The 14,019-nt window shown below is 72.5% G+C and carries 14 protein-coding genes; 8 read left to right on the top strand and 6 right to left on the bottom strand.

Annotated features, from left to right (window positions below):
• Positions 1-200: 200 nt before the first annotated feature.
• Complete coding sequence (locus tag IF20_RS07720) at positions 201-617, top strand: hypothetical protein (protein WP_052864251.1); 417 nt, start codon at positions 201-203, stop codon at positions 615-617.
• A gap of 124 nt (positions 618-741) precedes the next feature.
• Here the strand turns inward: IF20_RS07720 and IF20_RS07715 are convergent, their stop codons facing one another.
• On the bottom strand, positions 742-1,914 hold the full coding sequence (locus IF20_RS07715; protein ID WP_052864250.1) for an acyl-CoA dehydrogenase family protein: 1,173 nt from the start codon (positions 1,912-1,914) through the stop codon (positions 742-744).
• Between the two features lie 349 nt (positions 1,915-2,263).
• On the opposite strand from IF20_RS07715, the gene IF20_RS07710 reads away from it, so the two are divergent.
• The 3 genes from IF20_RS07710 (at position 2,264) to IF20_RS07700 (ending at position 5,474) form a co-directional block, all read left to right on the top strand.
• Positions 2,264-3,565, top strand: a complete 1,302-nt coding sequence (locus IF20_RS07710; RefSeq protein WP_052864249.1) for a glycoside hydrolase family 18 protein — start codon at positions 2,264-2,266, stop codon at positions 3,563-3,565.
• Positions 3,566-3,885: 320 nt separating this feature from the next.
• Entirely contained in the window at positions 3,886-4,395 is a 510-nt protein-coding gene (locus tag IF20_RS07705; RefSeq protein WP_407702470.1) for a DUF6230 family protein, read from the top strand.
• Positions 4,396-4,430: 35 nt separating this feature from the next.
• On the top strand, positions 4,431-5,474 hold the full coding sequence (locus tag IF20_RS07700; protein WP_234426559.1) for a DUF6114 domain-containing protein: 1,044 nt from the start codon (positions 4,431-4,433) through the stop codon (positions 5,472-5,474).
• 399 nt (positions 5,475-5,873) lie between these two features.
• On the opposite strand, the gene IF20_RS07695 is transcribed toward IF20_RS07700, so the two are convergent.
• Positions 5,874-6,821 carry a hypothetical protein gene (locus tag IF20_RS07695; RefSeq protein WP_052864247.1) on the bottom strand — a complete coding sequence of 316 codons (948 nt, stop codon included), beginning with the start codon at positions 6,819-6,821 and terminating at the stop codon, positions 5,874-5,876.
• 179 nt (positions 6,822-7,000) lie between these two features.
• On the opposite strand from IF20_RS07695, the gene IF20_RS07690 reads away from it, so the two are divergent.
• A complete protein-coding gene (locus tag IF20_RS07690) occupies positions 7,001-7,219 on the top strand; it encodes a hypothetical protein (protein ID WP_052864246.1) in 219 nt (72 codons plus the stop codon).
• Positions 7,220-7,297: 78 nt separating this feature from the next.
• Here the strand turns inward: IF20_RS07690 and IF20_RS07685 are convergent, their stop codons facing one another.
• A complete protein-coding gene (locus IF20_RS07685; protein ID WP_052864245.1) occupies positions 7,298-8,056 on the bottom strand; it encodes a FadR/GntR family transcriptional regulator in 759 nt (252 codons plus the stop codon).
• Between the two features lie 5 nt (positions 8,057-8,061).
• Positions 8,062-9,381, bottom strand: a complete 1,320-nt coding sequence (locus tag IF20_RS07680; RefSeq protein ID WP_052864244.1) for an enolase C-terminal domain-like protein — start codon at positions 9,379-9,381, stop codon at positions 8,062-8,064.
• 184 nt (positions 9,382-9,565) lie between these two features.
• Between IF20_RS07680 and IF20_RS07675 the strand changes: the two genes are divergently transcribed.
• Entirely contained in the window at positions 9,566-10,900 is a 1,335-nt protein-coding gene (locus IF20_RS07675; protein ID WP_052864243.1) for an MFS transporter, read from the top strand.
• The gene (locus tag IF20_RS07670; RefSeq protein WP_052864242.1) at positions 10,875-11,801 is read left to right on the top strand and encodes a fumarylacetoacetate hydrolase family protein; all 927 of its coding nucleotides are present in this window, start codon (positions 10,875-10,877) and stop codon (positions 11,799-11,801) included. The genes IF20_RS07675 and IF20_RS07670 overlap by 26 nt, the downstream gene beginning before the upstream one ends.
• A 24-nt stretch (positions 11,802-11,825) precedes the next feature.
• Here the strand turns inward: IF20_RS07670 and IF20_RS07665 are convergent, their stop codons facing one another.
• Together IF20_RS07665 and IF20_RS07660 are read right to left on the bottom strand one after the other, a co-directional pair.
• Positions 11,826-12,248, bottom strand: a complete 423-nt coding sequence (locus IF20_RS07665) for a PaaI family thioesterase (protein WP_052864241.1) — start codon at positions 12,246-12,248, stop codon at positions 11,826-11,828.
• 119 nt (positions 12,249-12,367) lie between these two features.
• On the bottom strand, positions 12,368-12,955 hold the full coding sequence (locus IF20_RS07660) for a maleylpyruvate isomerase family mycothiol-dependent enzyme (protein WP_052864240.1): 588 nt from the start codon (positions 12,953-12,955) through the stop codon (positions 12,368-12,370).
• Positions 12,956-13,217: 262 nt separating this feature from the next.
• Here IF20_RS07660 and IF20_RS07655 point away from each other — a divergent pair, with 262 nt between their 5' ends.
• Positions 13,218-14,012 (top strand): AfsR/SARP family transcriptional regulator, encoded by a 795-nt coding sequence (locus tag IF20_RS07655; protein ID WP_052864239.1) that lies wholly within the window; start codon positions 13,218-13,220, stop codon positions 14,010-14,012.
• Positions 14,013-14,019 lie beyond the last annotated feature (7 nt).

Below are 14,019 nucleotides of genomic sequence, written 5' to 3'. Positions count from 1 at the left end.
CCTACTGTGCCGGGGCGCTGCGGCGCAGCTTGCGCCGGATCGTGGACATCGCACGCCCCCTCTGTGACGAACACCACACCCATCACTCCGCGTCCGAAGCGTTGCCGAGATTATGCACAGGAGAGGCAGGGAAATGCTGGTGGTGGTCGAGGCCGCCCGACACCGGATGATGGCGGTATCTCGCAGCCCACCCGAGGGGGATGGACATCATGCGACGCCCGAAGCAGGAATCCACGCTGGAGAACACCGCCGCCCAGGAGGGCGACAGTTTCCGCGACGACGACTTCCACGACGCTTTCGACACCGTCGAGCTGTACCGGGTCACCTGCCCGGACTGCGCGCAGCCCATTGCGCTGCTCGCCGACGAGGACACGCTGCCCGAGCACGCGGTCTGCTCCTCGCCGTGGAACCCCTTCGGCCTGACGGTCTGCCAGGGGTCCGGCCGGGCCGTGTCCGAGACGGACTCGCCGGACGACGCGCTGGCGCCCCAGGAGCACGACAGCGGCATGCTGCTGACGCTCCCGGCGGGCCTGAACTGGCGCACCCAGCCCTTCTCCCACGTGGGTGGCCCCGGCTCCCGGCCGGTGCGGGTGCCCGTGATGCGCCGGCGCCTCTGAACGCCCCCGGGCGCGAGAAGAACCGTGCGAGTGAGCCGCAGGACTCACTCGCGCGCCTTTGACACCGGTACGCCCCGGCCGCCCGGCCCGCGCGTGACGTACCGTCAGCGGTTCTCCGGCCCTGTCAGCGGCCCTCCGGGCCCGTCAGTTGCCGTGCGATCACCATGCGCTGGATCTGGTTGGTGCCCTCCACGATCTGCAGGGCCTTCGCCTCGCGCATGTAGCGCTCGGCCGGGAAGTCGGCGGTGTAGCCGTACCCGCCGAGGAGCTGGACCGCGTCGGTGGTGACCCGCATCGCCATGTCCGTGCAGAAGAGCTTGGCCATCGCCGCTTCCTTGGTGAAGGGGCGGCCCTCGTCCCGCAGCCGGGCCGCGGTGAGGTAGAGCGACCGGCCGGCCGCCAGTTGGGTGGCCATGTCGGCGAGCATGAAGCGCAGGCCCTGGAAGTCGGCGAGCGGGCGGCCGAACTGACGGCGCGTCGTCATGTACGCCAGCGCCTCGTTCAGCGCCGCCTGCGCCACGCCCACGGCACACGCGGCGATCCCGAGCCGGCCGGAGTCCAGCGCGGCGAGCGCGATGGCGAAGCCCTGGCCCTCCTCGCCGATCCGCCGCGCGTCCCCGATCCGTACGCCGTCGAAGTGGACCTGTGCGGTGGGGGACCCCTTCATGCCCATCTTGCGCTCGGGTGGTGCGGCGCTCAGCCCCTCGGCGTCGCCCGGGACCAGGAACGCCGTGATGCCGTGCGCGCCCGCTCCCCCGGTGCGGGCGAGGACGGTGTAGAAGTCGGCGACGCCGCCGTGGGTGGTCCACGCCTTGGTGCCGTCGAGGACCCAGTCGCCCCCGGCGCGGGTGGCGCGCGTGGTGAGGGAGGCCGCGTCCGATCCGGCGACCGGCTCGGAGAGGCAGTAGGCGCCGAGGAGGCCGCCGCCGAGCATCGCGGGCAGGTGCTCGGCGCGCTGCTCCTTGGTGCCGTACGCGGCGAGCGCGTGGCAGGACAGGGTGTGCACGCTGACGCCGAGGCCGACGGTGAGCCGGGCCGCGGCCAGCTCCTCCAGGACCTGGAGGTAGACCTCGTAGGGCTGGCCGCCCCCGCCGAACTCCTCGGCGTACGCCAGGCCGAGCAGGCCCGACTCCGAGAGCAGGGTGAACAGTTCGCGGGGGAAGTGCCCCGCCGCCTCCTCCGCCGCCGCGCGGGGCGCGATCTCCCGCGCGGCCAGGTCGCGTACGAGCGTCATCAGCTGGCGGGCTTCGTCGGTGGGCAGCCTGCGGTCCACGGGCCCGGGGCCGTACTCGGTCATGGCGGCGCTCTCCTCCCTGTCGGGCGATGCGGCAGCGCGCCGCCCGGGTGGTGCGGCGCGGCCGGTTGCCCACCGCCGCGGTGATGGTCCCTCTCCGGATCGCGGAAGGCGACGACCTGCGGCGGTGGCGCAGGGAGTATGCCCGGTACGGCGGTGTCCGTCACCGGTTGATCGACTTCTTCCGATGGTCGTCCGGGGGTCGGCGGGAGTTCAGCAAATTGGTCCAAACCATTGACCGAGTTGGTCTAGTCCTTCTACCTTCTCCCCCGACGCTCCACGCGTTCGGCGCCACTGCGGACGCAGGTCACAGCACTCTCCCCTCGATGGACCCCCACTCCGAGGAGCAACCATGCTCAGACCGCACAAGAAGCGCCTCTCCCGCGGACTCGCCGCGGTCGCCGCGGGTCTCTGTACGGCGGCGCTGACCGCCGGCGGACTCGCCGGAACCGCCACGGCGGCCACCGCGGACTCCGCCGCCGCGCAGCCCGCCGCCGCCACGAAGGCCCCGGCCCAGCCCGCCTCGGCGGGCGCAGGGACCACGGCGGCCGGGAACAAGGTGGTCGGCTACTTCACCAACTGGGGTGTCTACCAGCGCAATTACCACGTCAAGAACATCGAGACCTCCGGCTCGGCGGCCAAGCTGACGCACATCAACTACGCCTTCGGCAACGTCACCGGCGGCAAGTGCGCGATCGGCGACTCCTACGCCGACTACGACAAGGCCTACACCGCCGACCAGAGCGTCGACGGCAAGGCCGACACCTGGGAGAACGGCGCGCTGCGCGGCAACTTCAACCAGCTGCGCAAGCTCAAGGCGCTGCACCCGAACCTCAAGGTGATCTGGTCCTTCGGCGGCTGGACCTGGTCCGGCGGGTTCGCCGAGGCCGCCAAGAACCCGGCGGCGTTCGCGCAGTCCTGCTACGACCTGGTCGAGGACAAGCGCTGGGCGGACGTCTTCGACGGCATCGACATCGACTGGGAGTACCCCAACGCCTGCGGCCTGACCTGTGACACCAGCGGCCGCACCGCCTTCACCAACGTCATGAAGGCGCTGCGCGCGAAGTTCGGCAGCTCCAACCTGGTGACCGCGGCGATCACCGCCGACGCCTCCTCCGGCGGCAAGATCGACGCGACCGACTACGCGGGCGCCGCCCAGTACGTCGACTGGTACAACCCCATGACGTACGACTACTTCGGCGCCTGGGACGCGAAGGGTCCGACGGCCCCGCACTCGCCGCTGACCTCGTACAGCGGCATCCCGAAGGCCGGCTTCAACACCGCCGACACCACCAAGAAGCTCAAGGGCCTGGGCATCCCGGCCGACAAGCTGCTGCTGGGCATCGGCTTCTACGGGCGCGGCTGGAGCGGCGTCACGCAGGCCGCACCGGGCGGCACCGCGACCGGCGCGGCCCCGGGCAAGTACGAGGCGGGCATCGAGGACTACAAGGACCTCAAGGGCCGCTGCCCGGCGACCGGCAAGGTCGGCGGCACCGCGTACGCCAAGTGCGGTGACCAGTGGTGGAGCTACGACACCCCGGAGACCATCGGTACCAAGATGGCCTTCAAGAACGAGCAGGGCATGGGCGGCACCTTCTTCTGGGAGCTGAGCGGGGACACCGCGAACGGTGAGCTGATCAAGGCGATCAAGTAACACCCGGGACGGAGCGCACCAAGGGCGGGAGGCCGCGGCCTCCCGCCCTTCGTCGTCCTCACCGGCACCTCCGACCGCCTCGTGCAGCACTGTTGACGCACCGTCAACAACGGCCCTAGTCTCTCGGCATTCCCTTTGTTACCGCAGGTAACCGCACGTCAGCGCTGTGACCGAACGCCATACGCCATGACCGAGCGCTCCTCGGGGAGGAAGCAGTGGACAGCGATCAGCGGGCCGTACCGGAAGGCCGCACGTCCTGGAAGAAGAGCGCGGCCGTGGCCGTACCCGCCGTGCTGGCCGTCGGGGCACTGGCGACCGTGATGGCGCAGGGCGTGCTCGCCGCGTCCTTCGCCGTGTCGGGCACCAACTTCCAGGTCACCTCCTCGAAGTTGACCAGTGACGGGCTGGCCTCCTACGTACACACCGACCGGGCCGCCGACGGCACCGGCCACCCGGTGGCCCTGCTCGGCATCGGCCGCGCGAAACTCACCGACATCTGCCAGTCGGCCCAGGTCAAGACGCCGGTGGGCCCGGTGGTCTTCAAGCTCACCGCGGGCGGCGACGCGGGACCCGTCACCGCCGACAACCTCGTCATCGACGGCGAGGACCTGGTCGGCGACGCGCGCTTCGGCACCGCGCAGATCGGCCGGGACGCCTCGACGCTGGACGAAGTGCCGGGCATCCGCGGCCCGCAGGGCAAGTTCGGACTGCAGGCCGGTGACATCGAAGTCGCGGGCGTGCGGTCCCACGCCTGGTCGGCCACCGGCGGCGACTTCCGGCTCAAGGGCCTGAAGCTCGGCGTCGGCCTGGGCGGCGAGAAGTGCTTCTGAGGCGCCCCCGGCTACCGGCCCGGATGACGGCCCGGATGACGGAGCGGCTGACGGTCCGGATGACGGAGCGGCTGCCGTGGCCGGCGGCGCGGGCCCGGTTCCGCAGGTGGCGCCGGACCCGGCCGTTCTGGGCCGGGCTGCTGCTCGTCCTCGGCGGCGCCGAGCTGCTGCTCGTGCCGCTCTCCCCGCTGGGCGTCCTGGTCAGCCTGGGCATCGGCGGGCTCGCCGCGCTCGGCATCGGACTGGCGCTGATCGTGGCCGGACTGTTCCTGTGGTGCACGCCCGGCGCGCGGCACTACGTGAGCATCAACGCGCTGCTCCTGTCCGTGCTCTCCTTCGCGGCCACCAACCTCGGCGGCTTCCTGGTCGGCATGGGGCTCGGCATCGCCGGCGCGGCGATGGGCTTCGGATGGACACCACTGCCCGCGGAGCCGGACCCCGCGGCGCAGCAGGACGCCGCCCGCCCGCCCGACCGTACGGGCCCGCGTACCGCCCTCGCCGTGGCGCTCCCGGTGACCCTGCTGGTCACGCTCGGCACGCCGGCCACCGAGGCGCGCGCCGCCGGGCCCGGCGTCCCCGCGCCCGCCGCCGTCCCCACCGTCACCACCAGCCGTTTCGCGCCGAAGGGCTTCACGGTGGCCGGGGTCGAGGAGGTGCCCACCGCGCGCGGCCCGGTCCGGGCGATGGTGCTGCGGATGAAGGCCGCGGCGCTCTCCGACTACCGGCTGCTCACCCGCGACGGCCGTGAGGAGCTGGGGCTGGGCGCGAAGACGCTGGAGCTCAGCGGGGACGTCACGCTCTACCTGACGAAGTTCAGCGGCTGTGTGGAGGGCGTGCTCTGCCTGACCTTCACGCCCGACCGGCTGCCCGTGCCGCCGCTCGTACCGCCCTTCGTGTACCTGACGGACGTCTCCGCCGAGCAGGCGCTGGTCACCTCGGATGTGATCACCGCCGACGGCCTGCGGCTGCGCGCCGGCGCGCCGGCCCATGCCGCCCGTGCCGACGGCGGCGGGACCGCCTCCCCGCCCGCGCCGCGGCCCGCGCCGGACGGCTGGCGCCGCGCGGAGGCGGACGACTGACCGACCGGATCCGCCGGCGCGACTCCCGGGCGATCCGGGTCGCGTCGATCCGGTTCCGCGCCTCGGTCCAGCGGGTGATGACCGAGAGGTGGTTGCGGACCGTACCCACGGACACGGACCGTGCCCACGGACGGACAGTCGGGCGGCGATCCCCCGTCCGGGGGGGAGCGGCCGGCCCGCGCGACGCCCTCGATGTCCGCGTCGGCCCGGCCGGTGAGCCGCCCGTGGGGCCGGTCGAGCCGCCCCGTGGATTTATTCGCGAAATTTTCGGGAACGGCGGAACCTCTCGGCGGGTCCGGCCGTTGTACAGAGTGAGGCCCCGCATCATCCCCCGTGTGCGGGGCCTCACCAATGCCGCCGACCCGCTGCCGACCCGCTACCGGCAGTGGACCCGGGCTCCTACGCCTCGTCCTGGACCAGGCGGTCCAGCATCGTCTGGAAGTCCTCGTCGACGATCACCCGCAGCCCGTCCCCGTCCGGTTCACTCAGCCGGGTCATCGCGCCCCGGCGCCACCAGAACACGTTCGGGGTGATCGCGCCCGCCGAGTCCTCGTGCCCCGCGGCGGCGAACTGCGCCATCGCCTGGAGCGCCGGGATCACCTGGGCGTCGTGGATCCGGTGGAAGGCCAGCTGGTGCCGGAAGGGCAGCGCCACCAGCGCGCCGTCCGGGGTCAGCGGCGCGCCGGTCAGCCGCTCCGCCAGCTCGTCGAGGACCAGCACCCGGCTGGCGGTGAAGAAGGAGTCGCCGAGCACCACTTCGAAGGCCGAGCCGTCGCCCCGGCGCACCGTCTCGTGGCCCTCGACGGGCAGCGCCCGCAGGTTGTTCAGCGCCCGGATGCGCAGCTCGGCGATGTCCCCGATGTCCAGCAGCGAGTCCTCGCCGAGCATCTGCACGGCCTCGGGGAGGTCGAGCGCCAGCACCTCGCGCAGGCCGGGGGCGAGCGGCCGGGCGTACCGGAAGGCGTCGGAGGCGGGCAGCGAGTCCTCGGCGACGACGCGCGGGAAGAGGCGGGCCCGGATCTCGTCCTCGGACAGCGTCTCCAGCGGCTGGGGGCCGTCCATCGTACGGAGGACCTTGCCGACGTGGTCCCGGACGAGCGCGGGCCAGGCGCGCTCGCCGCGCCGGTCGCGGTGGCAGACGGCGGCGAGGTTGCCGAGGCCGAACTGCCGGCCCGCCGAATCGGTGACCATACCGGCGTACACGGTCACTTCCAGGCCCTGCTCGGCGAAGGCCGACCGCACCTGGCTGCGGAAGCTCCCGCCCTCCCGGTCGGAGAAGAATCCGAACTCCGCGTCGCGCGGGGTGTCGCGCGGATCCCTCTTCGGTCCGCGGCGGAACAGGCCCATCTCTTCCTCTTCCTCCCGGCGACAGCCACGAATGCGCCGATGGTAGCCGCCCGCCGGTCCGGCCTCGACCGCGCGTGACGCCGTCCGGAGCACGTACCGGAACCCGCCTCCCGACATCGTCACGAGCGGATTCGGGGCTTCGGGATGCGCGGCGGGCGGCGGGGGGACAGCCTGGGGGTATGACCACACATCCACCGGTGATCGTGTATCCGCCCGCGGCCGGTGGGCGGCGGGTGACCATTCACGGCCAGATCGTGGGGCTCGCCCACGGCCGTGGGGACGTCGCGGAGTTCCTGCGCCGGGCCGGGGTGTCCGATGCCGCGGAGATCCCACTGGGCGATCCCGCGCTCATCGAGTGGCGCGGCGGTGACCTGGACCATTGGCCGCGGGACGAGTGAGCGCGGCGCGCCTGCGGGCCGCCGCACGCCGGGCCCGCGTACCGGCCTCCGCACGCCTGGCGGGGGCCGGTACGTCCGTCAGCGGTCCGCCCGGTCCGGCTCCGCGCGGCCGCGCAGCGGGTCCAGGCGTTCGCGGACCCAGCGTTCCACGTCGCCGACGTGGCGGCCGGCGGCGGTGAAGGCCGCCAGGCTGTCGCGGGAGCGCAGCGCGGCGTAGATGTCCATGTGCTGCTGGTGGGTCCAGCAGAGGACGTCCGACTTGACCAGGGCACGCCAGATGCGGGCCCTGGCGGTGCGCTGGGTGACGGAGGAGACCAGCGACGACAGCGTGCGGTTGCCGGCCGCGGCGACGATGTCCGCGTGGAAGGCGAGGTCCTCGCGGACCAACTCCTCCGGGTCCTGCAGGGTGCGCATCCGCTCGATGCGCTCCAGCAGCCCGTCCAGCGCGGCGTCGTCGATGCGGGTGGCCGCCAGCGCGGTGGCGCCGGGCTCCAGGACCTTGCGGCACTCCAGCATCTCTTCCAGGCCGGTGTCCTGGGCCAGGTCCAGGAAGCTGCCGAGGGCGCTGAGCAGCCGCTCCGGGTGCAGGTCGGTGACGAAGGTGCCGTCCCCGCGCCGTACGTCCAGCACCCCCGCCATGGCCAGCGCGCGCACGGCCTCGCGGAGCGAGGGGCGGGACAGCTCCAGTTCGGCGGCGAGCACCGCCTCCGGGGGGAGGCGGTGGCCGGGCGCGAACTCACCGCTCTCGATGCGCTTGCGCAGCCGGCCGATCGCCTCGTCGACGACGCTGCCGCCGGTCCCGTCGCCGCGGCCCGGCCGCTCTTTCTTGGTGGGCATGGACGTCAGGATGCCACCCGGTCGCCGCCGCTCCAGACCGGGCCGTCCGGGAAGCGGTGGGCGTCCAGCGTCGCGCGGCGGATCCGCGCGCTGTAGCCGGGGGCTTCGGGGACCAGGTAGCGCGAGCCGCGGACGCGTACCGGGTCGTGGAAGTGCTCGTGGAGGTGGTCGACGTACTCGATGACGCGGTTCTCCATGGAGCCGCTGACGGCGATGTAGTCGAAGATCGAGAGGTGCTGGACGAGTTCGCAGAGGCCGACGCCGCCGGCGTGCGGGCAGACCGGCACCCCGTGCGCCGCGGCGAGCAGCAGCGCGGCGACGGCTTCGTTGACGCCGCCGAGCCGGCAGGCGTCGATCTGGCAGATGCCGATGGCGTCGGCCTGGAGGAACTGCTTGAACATCACGGCGTTGTGGGCGTGTTCGCCGGTGGCGACGTGGGTGGGGCCGATCCGCCGGGCGATGGTGGCGTGGCCGAGGACGTCGTCGGGGCTGGTGGGCTCCTCGAACCACCAGATGTCGAACTCGGCCAGCGCCTTGGCCCAGGCGATCGCCTCGTCGACGCCGAGGGTCTGGTTGGCGTCGATCATCAGGCGGCGGTCCGGGCCGATGATGTCGCGGGCGATGCGGCAGCGCCGGATGTCGTCCTGGAGGTCGGCGCCGACCTTGAGTTTGACGGAGTCCCAGCCCGCGTCGACGGCCTCCTGGCAGAGCCGGGCGAGCTTGGCGTCGTCGTAGCCGAGCCAGCCGGCGCTGGTGGTATAGGCGGGGTAGCCGTGTTCCCGTACGTACGCCTCTCGTTCGGCCCGTCCCGCGGCCTTTTCCGCCAGCATGGCCAGCGCGTCCTCGGGGGTGAGCGCGTCTTTGAGGTACCGCCAGTCCACCAGGTCGACGATCTGCTGCGGCGTCATGTCGGCGAGCAGCTTCCAGACCGGCTTGCCCGCCTGCTTGGCGGCCAGGTCCCAGGCGGCGTTGAGGACGGCCGCGGTGCCGAGGTGGACGGCGCCCTTGTCGGGCCCGAGCCAGCGCAGTTGGCTGTCGCCGAGCAGGTGGCGGGAGAAGCCGCCGAGGTCGCCGGTGATCTCCTCGACCGTCCTGCCGACGGCCCGTTCGCCGATCGCGCGGGCGGCGTGGACGGCGAGGTCGTTGCCGCGGCCGATGGTGAAGGTGAAGCCGTGGCCGTCGGGGACGTCGGCGGCGTCGGTCTTCAGGACGACGTACGCGGCCGAGTAGTCCGGGGCCTCGTTCATGGCGTCCGAGCCGTCGAGCTGCCGTGAGGTGGGGAAACGGACGTCGATCGTCTCGACGTCGACGATACGGGCGGTCATCGGCGCTCACTCCTGTACGGGTGCGTCGGGTGACGGGTGATGCGGTGCAGCGCGACCAAGATGTCAGATGTCTGCATCGCCGACCAGATGTTTCCCGCAGAAAAATTGCCGGTGCACGGAGTATTGCCGGACAGGCGCACGGCTCGTACGGTCCAGCGGTCAGATGTCTCCCTCTGGAGGTCAGATGAACGCGGACACCGTGCGCCGGAAAGTGGCCAGGCGCCTGCTCCCGCCCCTCTTCCTGATGTTCGTGCTCAGCTTCCTGGACCGCACGAACGTCGCGCTCGTCAAGACACACCTGGCCACCGACGCCGGGATCGACGCGGCCGCGTACGGCTTCGGCGCCGGTGTCTTCTTCGTCGGCTACGCGCTGCTCGGCGTGCCCTCGAACCTGGTGCTGCACCGCTGGGGCGCCCGCCGCTGGCTCGCCGTGCTGATGTTCGTCTGGGGCCTGCTGTCCTGCGCGATGGCCCTGACCAGCAGCCCGACCGGCTTCTACGTGCTGCGCTTTCTGCTCGGCGCGGCCGAGGCCGGTTTCTTTCCCGGCGTGATCCTTTACATCACATATTGGTTCCCGGCCGCCGACCGTGGGAAGGCGACCGGCATGTTCCAGTCCGCCGTGGCCGTCTCCAGCATCATCGGCAATCCGGTGGGCGGTTACCTCATCGGGCTGCACGGCCTGGCGGGGCTGGACGGCTGGCAGGTGATGTTCCTGCTGGAGGGGGCGCCGACGGTGTTGCTGGCGCTCGCCGTGCCGTGGCTGCTCACCGACCGCCCCGAGGACGCGCGCTGGCTGACCGACGAGGAGAAGGCGCTGCTGACCGCGCGGATCGAGGCGGACCGCCCGGCGGACGACGCGCAACCACCGCGCCGGATCCGGGAGATCGTCGGCGACAGCCGCGTACTGCGCCTGATGTTCGTGTACTTCGCGATCCAGATCGGCGTCTACGGGGTCACCTTCTGGCTGCCCGCGCTGGTCGGCCGGATCGAGGGGCTGAACGACGTCGGCATCGGCTTCGTCTCGGCGCTGCCCTGGGTGTGCGCGCTGCTGGGCGTACTGGTCCTGCCCTGGCTGTCGGACCGCAGCGGCAACCGGCGCGGCCCGCTCCGCCTCGCCCTGATCCTCACCGCGGCCGGCCTGATCGGCGGGGCGCTGCTGCCGCCGGTGCCGGCGGTCGCGGCCCTGTGCGTCGCGGCGTTCGGCTTCCTCGGCGCCCAGCCGGTGTTCTGGACCGTGCCGCCGACGCTCCTCACCGGCGTGCAGATGGCCGGCACGATCGCGCTGATCTCCGGCTTCGGCAACCTCGGCGGCTTCCTCGGCCCGTACGTCATGGGCGTCACCGAGTCGGCCACCGGCTCCGGCACCAACGGCCTCTACGCCATCACCCTGATCGTCGCCGCCGGCGCCGCGGTCGTCACCGGCTTCCGCTGGGCAGGGCTGCGCGCCTCCCCCACCACACAGCAACAGCAGACCGAGAAGGAGGAGATCACCGATGACCCGCATCGTGCGCTTCGCTGACACCACGGGTGTGGTCCGCACCGGACTCGCGGACGACAGCGGCGCGATCCGCATCTTCCCCGGCGCGCCGCAGGTGGCCCGGCTGCTGCGCCGTACCGCCGCCGAACTGCGGGCGCTGGTCGAGGAGACGGCGGCGCGCGAGCCGGACGCCAGGGAGGCGGAGGTCCTGCTGCTGCCGCCGGTGGACGGGCTGATGGAGGTCTGGGCGGCCGGGGTGACGTACGAGCGCTCGCGGGAGGCGCGCATCGCGGAGAGCACCGAGCAGTCGGTGTACGAGCGGATCTACGACGCCGAGCGGCCCGAGCTGTTCTTCAAGTCCGTGCCGTGGCGCGTGGTGACCGACGGCGAACCCGTCGCGGTACGGGACGACTCGGCGCTGAACGTGCCCGAGCCGGAGCTGGCGCTCGTCCTGAACCGGCACGCCGAGACCGTGGGTTACCTGGTCGCCGACGACGTCAGCTCCCGGTCCATCGAGGGCGCGAACCCGCTGTACCTCCCCCAGGCCAAGGTCTACGCCGGGAGCACGGCGCTCTCGACGGGCATCGTGCCGGCGTGGGAGACCGCGGCCCCGGCGGCCCTGAAGATCGCGATGACCGTGCTCCGCAACGGTGGCGCCGTCTACGAGGCCACCACCTCCACGGCCGCCTTCCACCGCACGCCGCAGGACCTCGTGCACCATCTCTTCCACGGTCAGCCGTTCCCCGACGGCGCGGTGCTCGCCACCGGTACCGGCATCGTGCCGGAGCTGGACTTCACACTGCGGGAGGGCGACCTCGTGGAGATCGTCATCGATGGCGTGGGCCGGCTGGTCAACCCGGTCACCACCGGCCGGGCCGCGCTGGACTGGCTGACCGAGGCCCTCGACGACCCGTGGGTCCGGCTGACGCACCGGCGGGACTGAGCCGGGCCGGAGGCGACTCCCCGGTCAGGCCGTCGGTCGGGCCGGGAGCACCGCCTGGGTCTGGGTGGTCCGGGCGATGTGCCGGCCGCGGTCGTCGTGCAGGTCGGTCTCCACGACGATGCTGGTGCGGCCGGCGTGCAGCGGGCGGGCCGTCGCGCGGACCGAGCCCTCGCGCACGGCGCGCAGGAAGTTGGTCTTGGACTCCAGCGTCGTGGTGGTGGCGTCCGGGGGCAGGTTGAGGAAGGCGCAGACCGCGCCGACGGAGTCGGCCAGGGCCATCAACGCACCGCCGTGCAGGGCGCCGCCGAGCGTCGTCAGCGCGGCCGAGTGGTCCAGGTGTCCTTCGACGGCTGCGGGCCCGGCCGAGTCGATCCGGACGCCCAGGGTGACGGCGAGCGGCATGGACTCCAGCAACTGGTCTGTGGTGTACGCGGGCCGGGTGGTCATGGCAGCAGCCTCCAGGCGGCGGTTTCCAGGGCGTCGTCACCGGGCGATCGTCCTCACCGGACGGTTCAGATCCTAGCGGCCGGCGATCAGGAACGACCTCGTTCCACCGTGAACACGCCTCATGTGGACGCGAATCGGAGCTCGGTGGCCACCTCGTCCCGCCCGCCCAGCCACATGCCGAGCGCTTCCGCCGTACCCGCCACCTCGGGTCCGCGGCCGAGCGCCGGCAGGCCGGCGGTGGTGGGCACCACGCGGTACCGCAGCAGGCGGCGGCTGTGTTCGAAGCTGAGCAGGACGCCTTCCTGGAAGACGGCGCGTTCGACGGCGCGCGGCAGGCGACGGCTGCGGCCCAGCCCGCGCAGCACGTCCTGGTGGTGGACGGCGATGTCGCCGATGAGGAACGCGGCGGCGCAGCGCCCGAAGAGCGAGGGGCGGGCGGCCCAGCGGCGCCCGGCCGCCATCAGCTCCGCGCGGCTCATGGTCCGGCCCCTGCGTACCTGCGCGGAGTTCGCGCGGTCGATCCACAGCCCCTTGGCGAGGTAGTCGCCGAGCCGGTCCGTGCCGATCGCATGGGCCAGTACGTCCCGCGGGGCCCAGCCGTCGCACAGGGTCCTGGCGCCTTCGAACTCGGCGTCGCTCAGACTCTGTAGCGTGTCCAGGAAGCCGGCACGCTCCCGGCGGAGTTCGTCCTCGGCGGGCAGCCGCACCGTCGGCCTCGCTTCCCTGGTCGTCCCGCGGTCGGCGCCATTGTGCGGGCCGCCGCTGACGGTTCGCTGACACCTGCCTGACACCGTGGTCCGGCGTGCGTCGGCACCGGGTCGGCCGCGCCGTACGGCAACCTTGGTACCGAGGTTGGCTCATGTTTTCCTGTACCGAATCACCCAGCTTGAGCGGGATTCGACGCAGCGTCTAGTGTGCGCACGGTCCGGAAGCACGGCGCCCCCACACTCTCTTGCACGGAGAAGGTTCATGCCTCGTTCCGACCCCCGTTCCCGCCCCGACGCCCAGCCGCTGTTCCGCCTTCTCGGGCCACTGGAGGCGGGTCGGGGGCCATGCCCACTGCCACTGCGGGCGACCCGCCAGAAGCTGATCCTGGCCACGTTGCTGCTCAGTGCCGACCGGGTGGTGCCGGTGACGGATCTGATCGAGGCCGTGTGGGGCGAGCAACCACCGCCGACCGCCCGCAGCCAGGTCCACATCTGCATCTCGCAGCTGCGGCACAAGCTCGCCGACGTGGTCCGACACGATCGCGGGATCGAGACGCGGACGTACGGCTACGTACTTCGCATCGAGCCCGGTGACCTGGACGTGACGGTCTTCCGGGAGCAGGTCACGGCCGCCGACCTGGCCGCCGCACACGGCCGGCCGGAGCAGGCCGCCGGGCTGTACCGGGCCGCGCTGGGCCTGTGGCGCGGGCCCGCGCTGTCCGGCCTCGCGGGGGAGGCGATGGGCCGGGCGGCCACGCAGCTGGCGGAGGAGCGGATCGCCGCGGCCGAGAAGCGCATCGAGCTGGAACTGCGGCTGGGCAGGCACCGGGCGCTGGTGCACGAGTTGACCGGTCTGGTGGGCGAGCATCCGCTGAACGAGCGGCTGAGCGGCTATCTGATGACGGCGTTGTACCGGTCGGGGCGGCAGGCGGAGGCGCTGGCCTCGTACCGGCAGGCCCGGCACCGCCTCGCCGCTGAACTGGGCCTCGAACCGGGCCAGGAGCTGCGTGCGCTGGAACGGGCGATCCTGCGTCAGGAGGACATGCCCGCGTCGTAGGCGGCGG

The sequence above is a fragment of the Streptomyces niger genome (genome assembly GCF_000718305.1).
GTDB lineage: Bacteria > Actinomycetota > Actinomycetes > Streptomycetales > Streptomycetaceae > Streptomyces > Streptomyces niger.
The sequence above is the reverse complement of the archived record's forward strand: the minus strand, read 5'-3'. Positions and strand labels throughout refer to the sequence as shown.

Bases quoted from the DNA above. Each gene is read 5' to 3' on its own strand.
- IF20_RS07690 (WP_052864246.1), top strand. From the start codon at position 7,001: ATGACCACACATCCACCGGTGATCGTGTATCCGCCCGCGGCCGGTGGG.
- IF20_RS07655 (WP_052864239.1), top strand. From the start codon at position 13,218: ATGCCTCGTTCCGACCCCCGTTCCCGCCCCGACGCCCAGCCGCTGTTC.
- IF20_RS07715 (WP_052864250.1), bottom strand. From the start codon at position 1,914: ATGACCGAGTACGGCCCCGGGCCCGTGGACCGCAGGCTGCCCACCGAC.
- IF20_RS07675 (WP_052864243.1), top strand. From the start codon at position 9,566: ATGAACGCGGACACCGTGCGCCGGAAAGTGGCCAGGCGCCTGCTCCCG.
- IF20_RS07695 (WP_052864247.1), bottom strand. From the start codon at position 6,821: ATGGGCCTGTTCCGCCGCGGACCGAAGAGGGATCCGCGCGACACCCCG.
- IF20_RS07710 (WP_052864249.1), top strand. From the start codon at position 2,264: ATGCTCAGACCGCACAAGAAGCGCCTCTCCCGCGGACTCGCCGCGGTC.
- IF20_RS07670 (WP_052864242.1), top strand. From the start codon at position 10,875: ATGACCCGCATCGTGCGCTTCGCTGACACCACGGGTGTGGTCCGCACC.
- IF20_RS07685 (WP_052864245.1), bottom strand. From the start codon at position 8,056: ATGCCCACCAAGAAAGAGCGGCCGGGCCGCGGCGACGGGACCGGCGGC.
- IF20_RS07700 (WP_234426559.1), top strand. From the start codon at position 4,431: ATGACGGAGCGGCTGACGGTCCGGATGACGGAGCGGCTGCCGTGGCCG.
- IF20_RS07665 (WP_052864241.1), bottom strand. From the start codon at position 12,248: ATGACCACCCGGCCCGCGTACACCACAGACCAGTTGCTGGAGTCCATG.
- IF20_RS07720 (WP_052864251.1), top strand. From the start codon at position 201: ATGGACATCATGCGACGCCCGAAGCAGGAATCCACGCTGGAGAACACC.
- IF20_RS07705 (WP_407702470.1), top strand. From the start codon at position 3,886: ATGGCGCAGGGCGTGCTCGCCGCGTCCTTCGCCGTGTCGGGCACCAAC.
- IF20_RS07680 (WP_052864244.1), bottom strand. From the start codon at position 9,381: ATGACCGCCCGTATCGTCGACGTCGAGACGATCGACGTCCGTTTCCCC.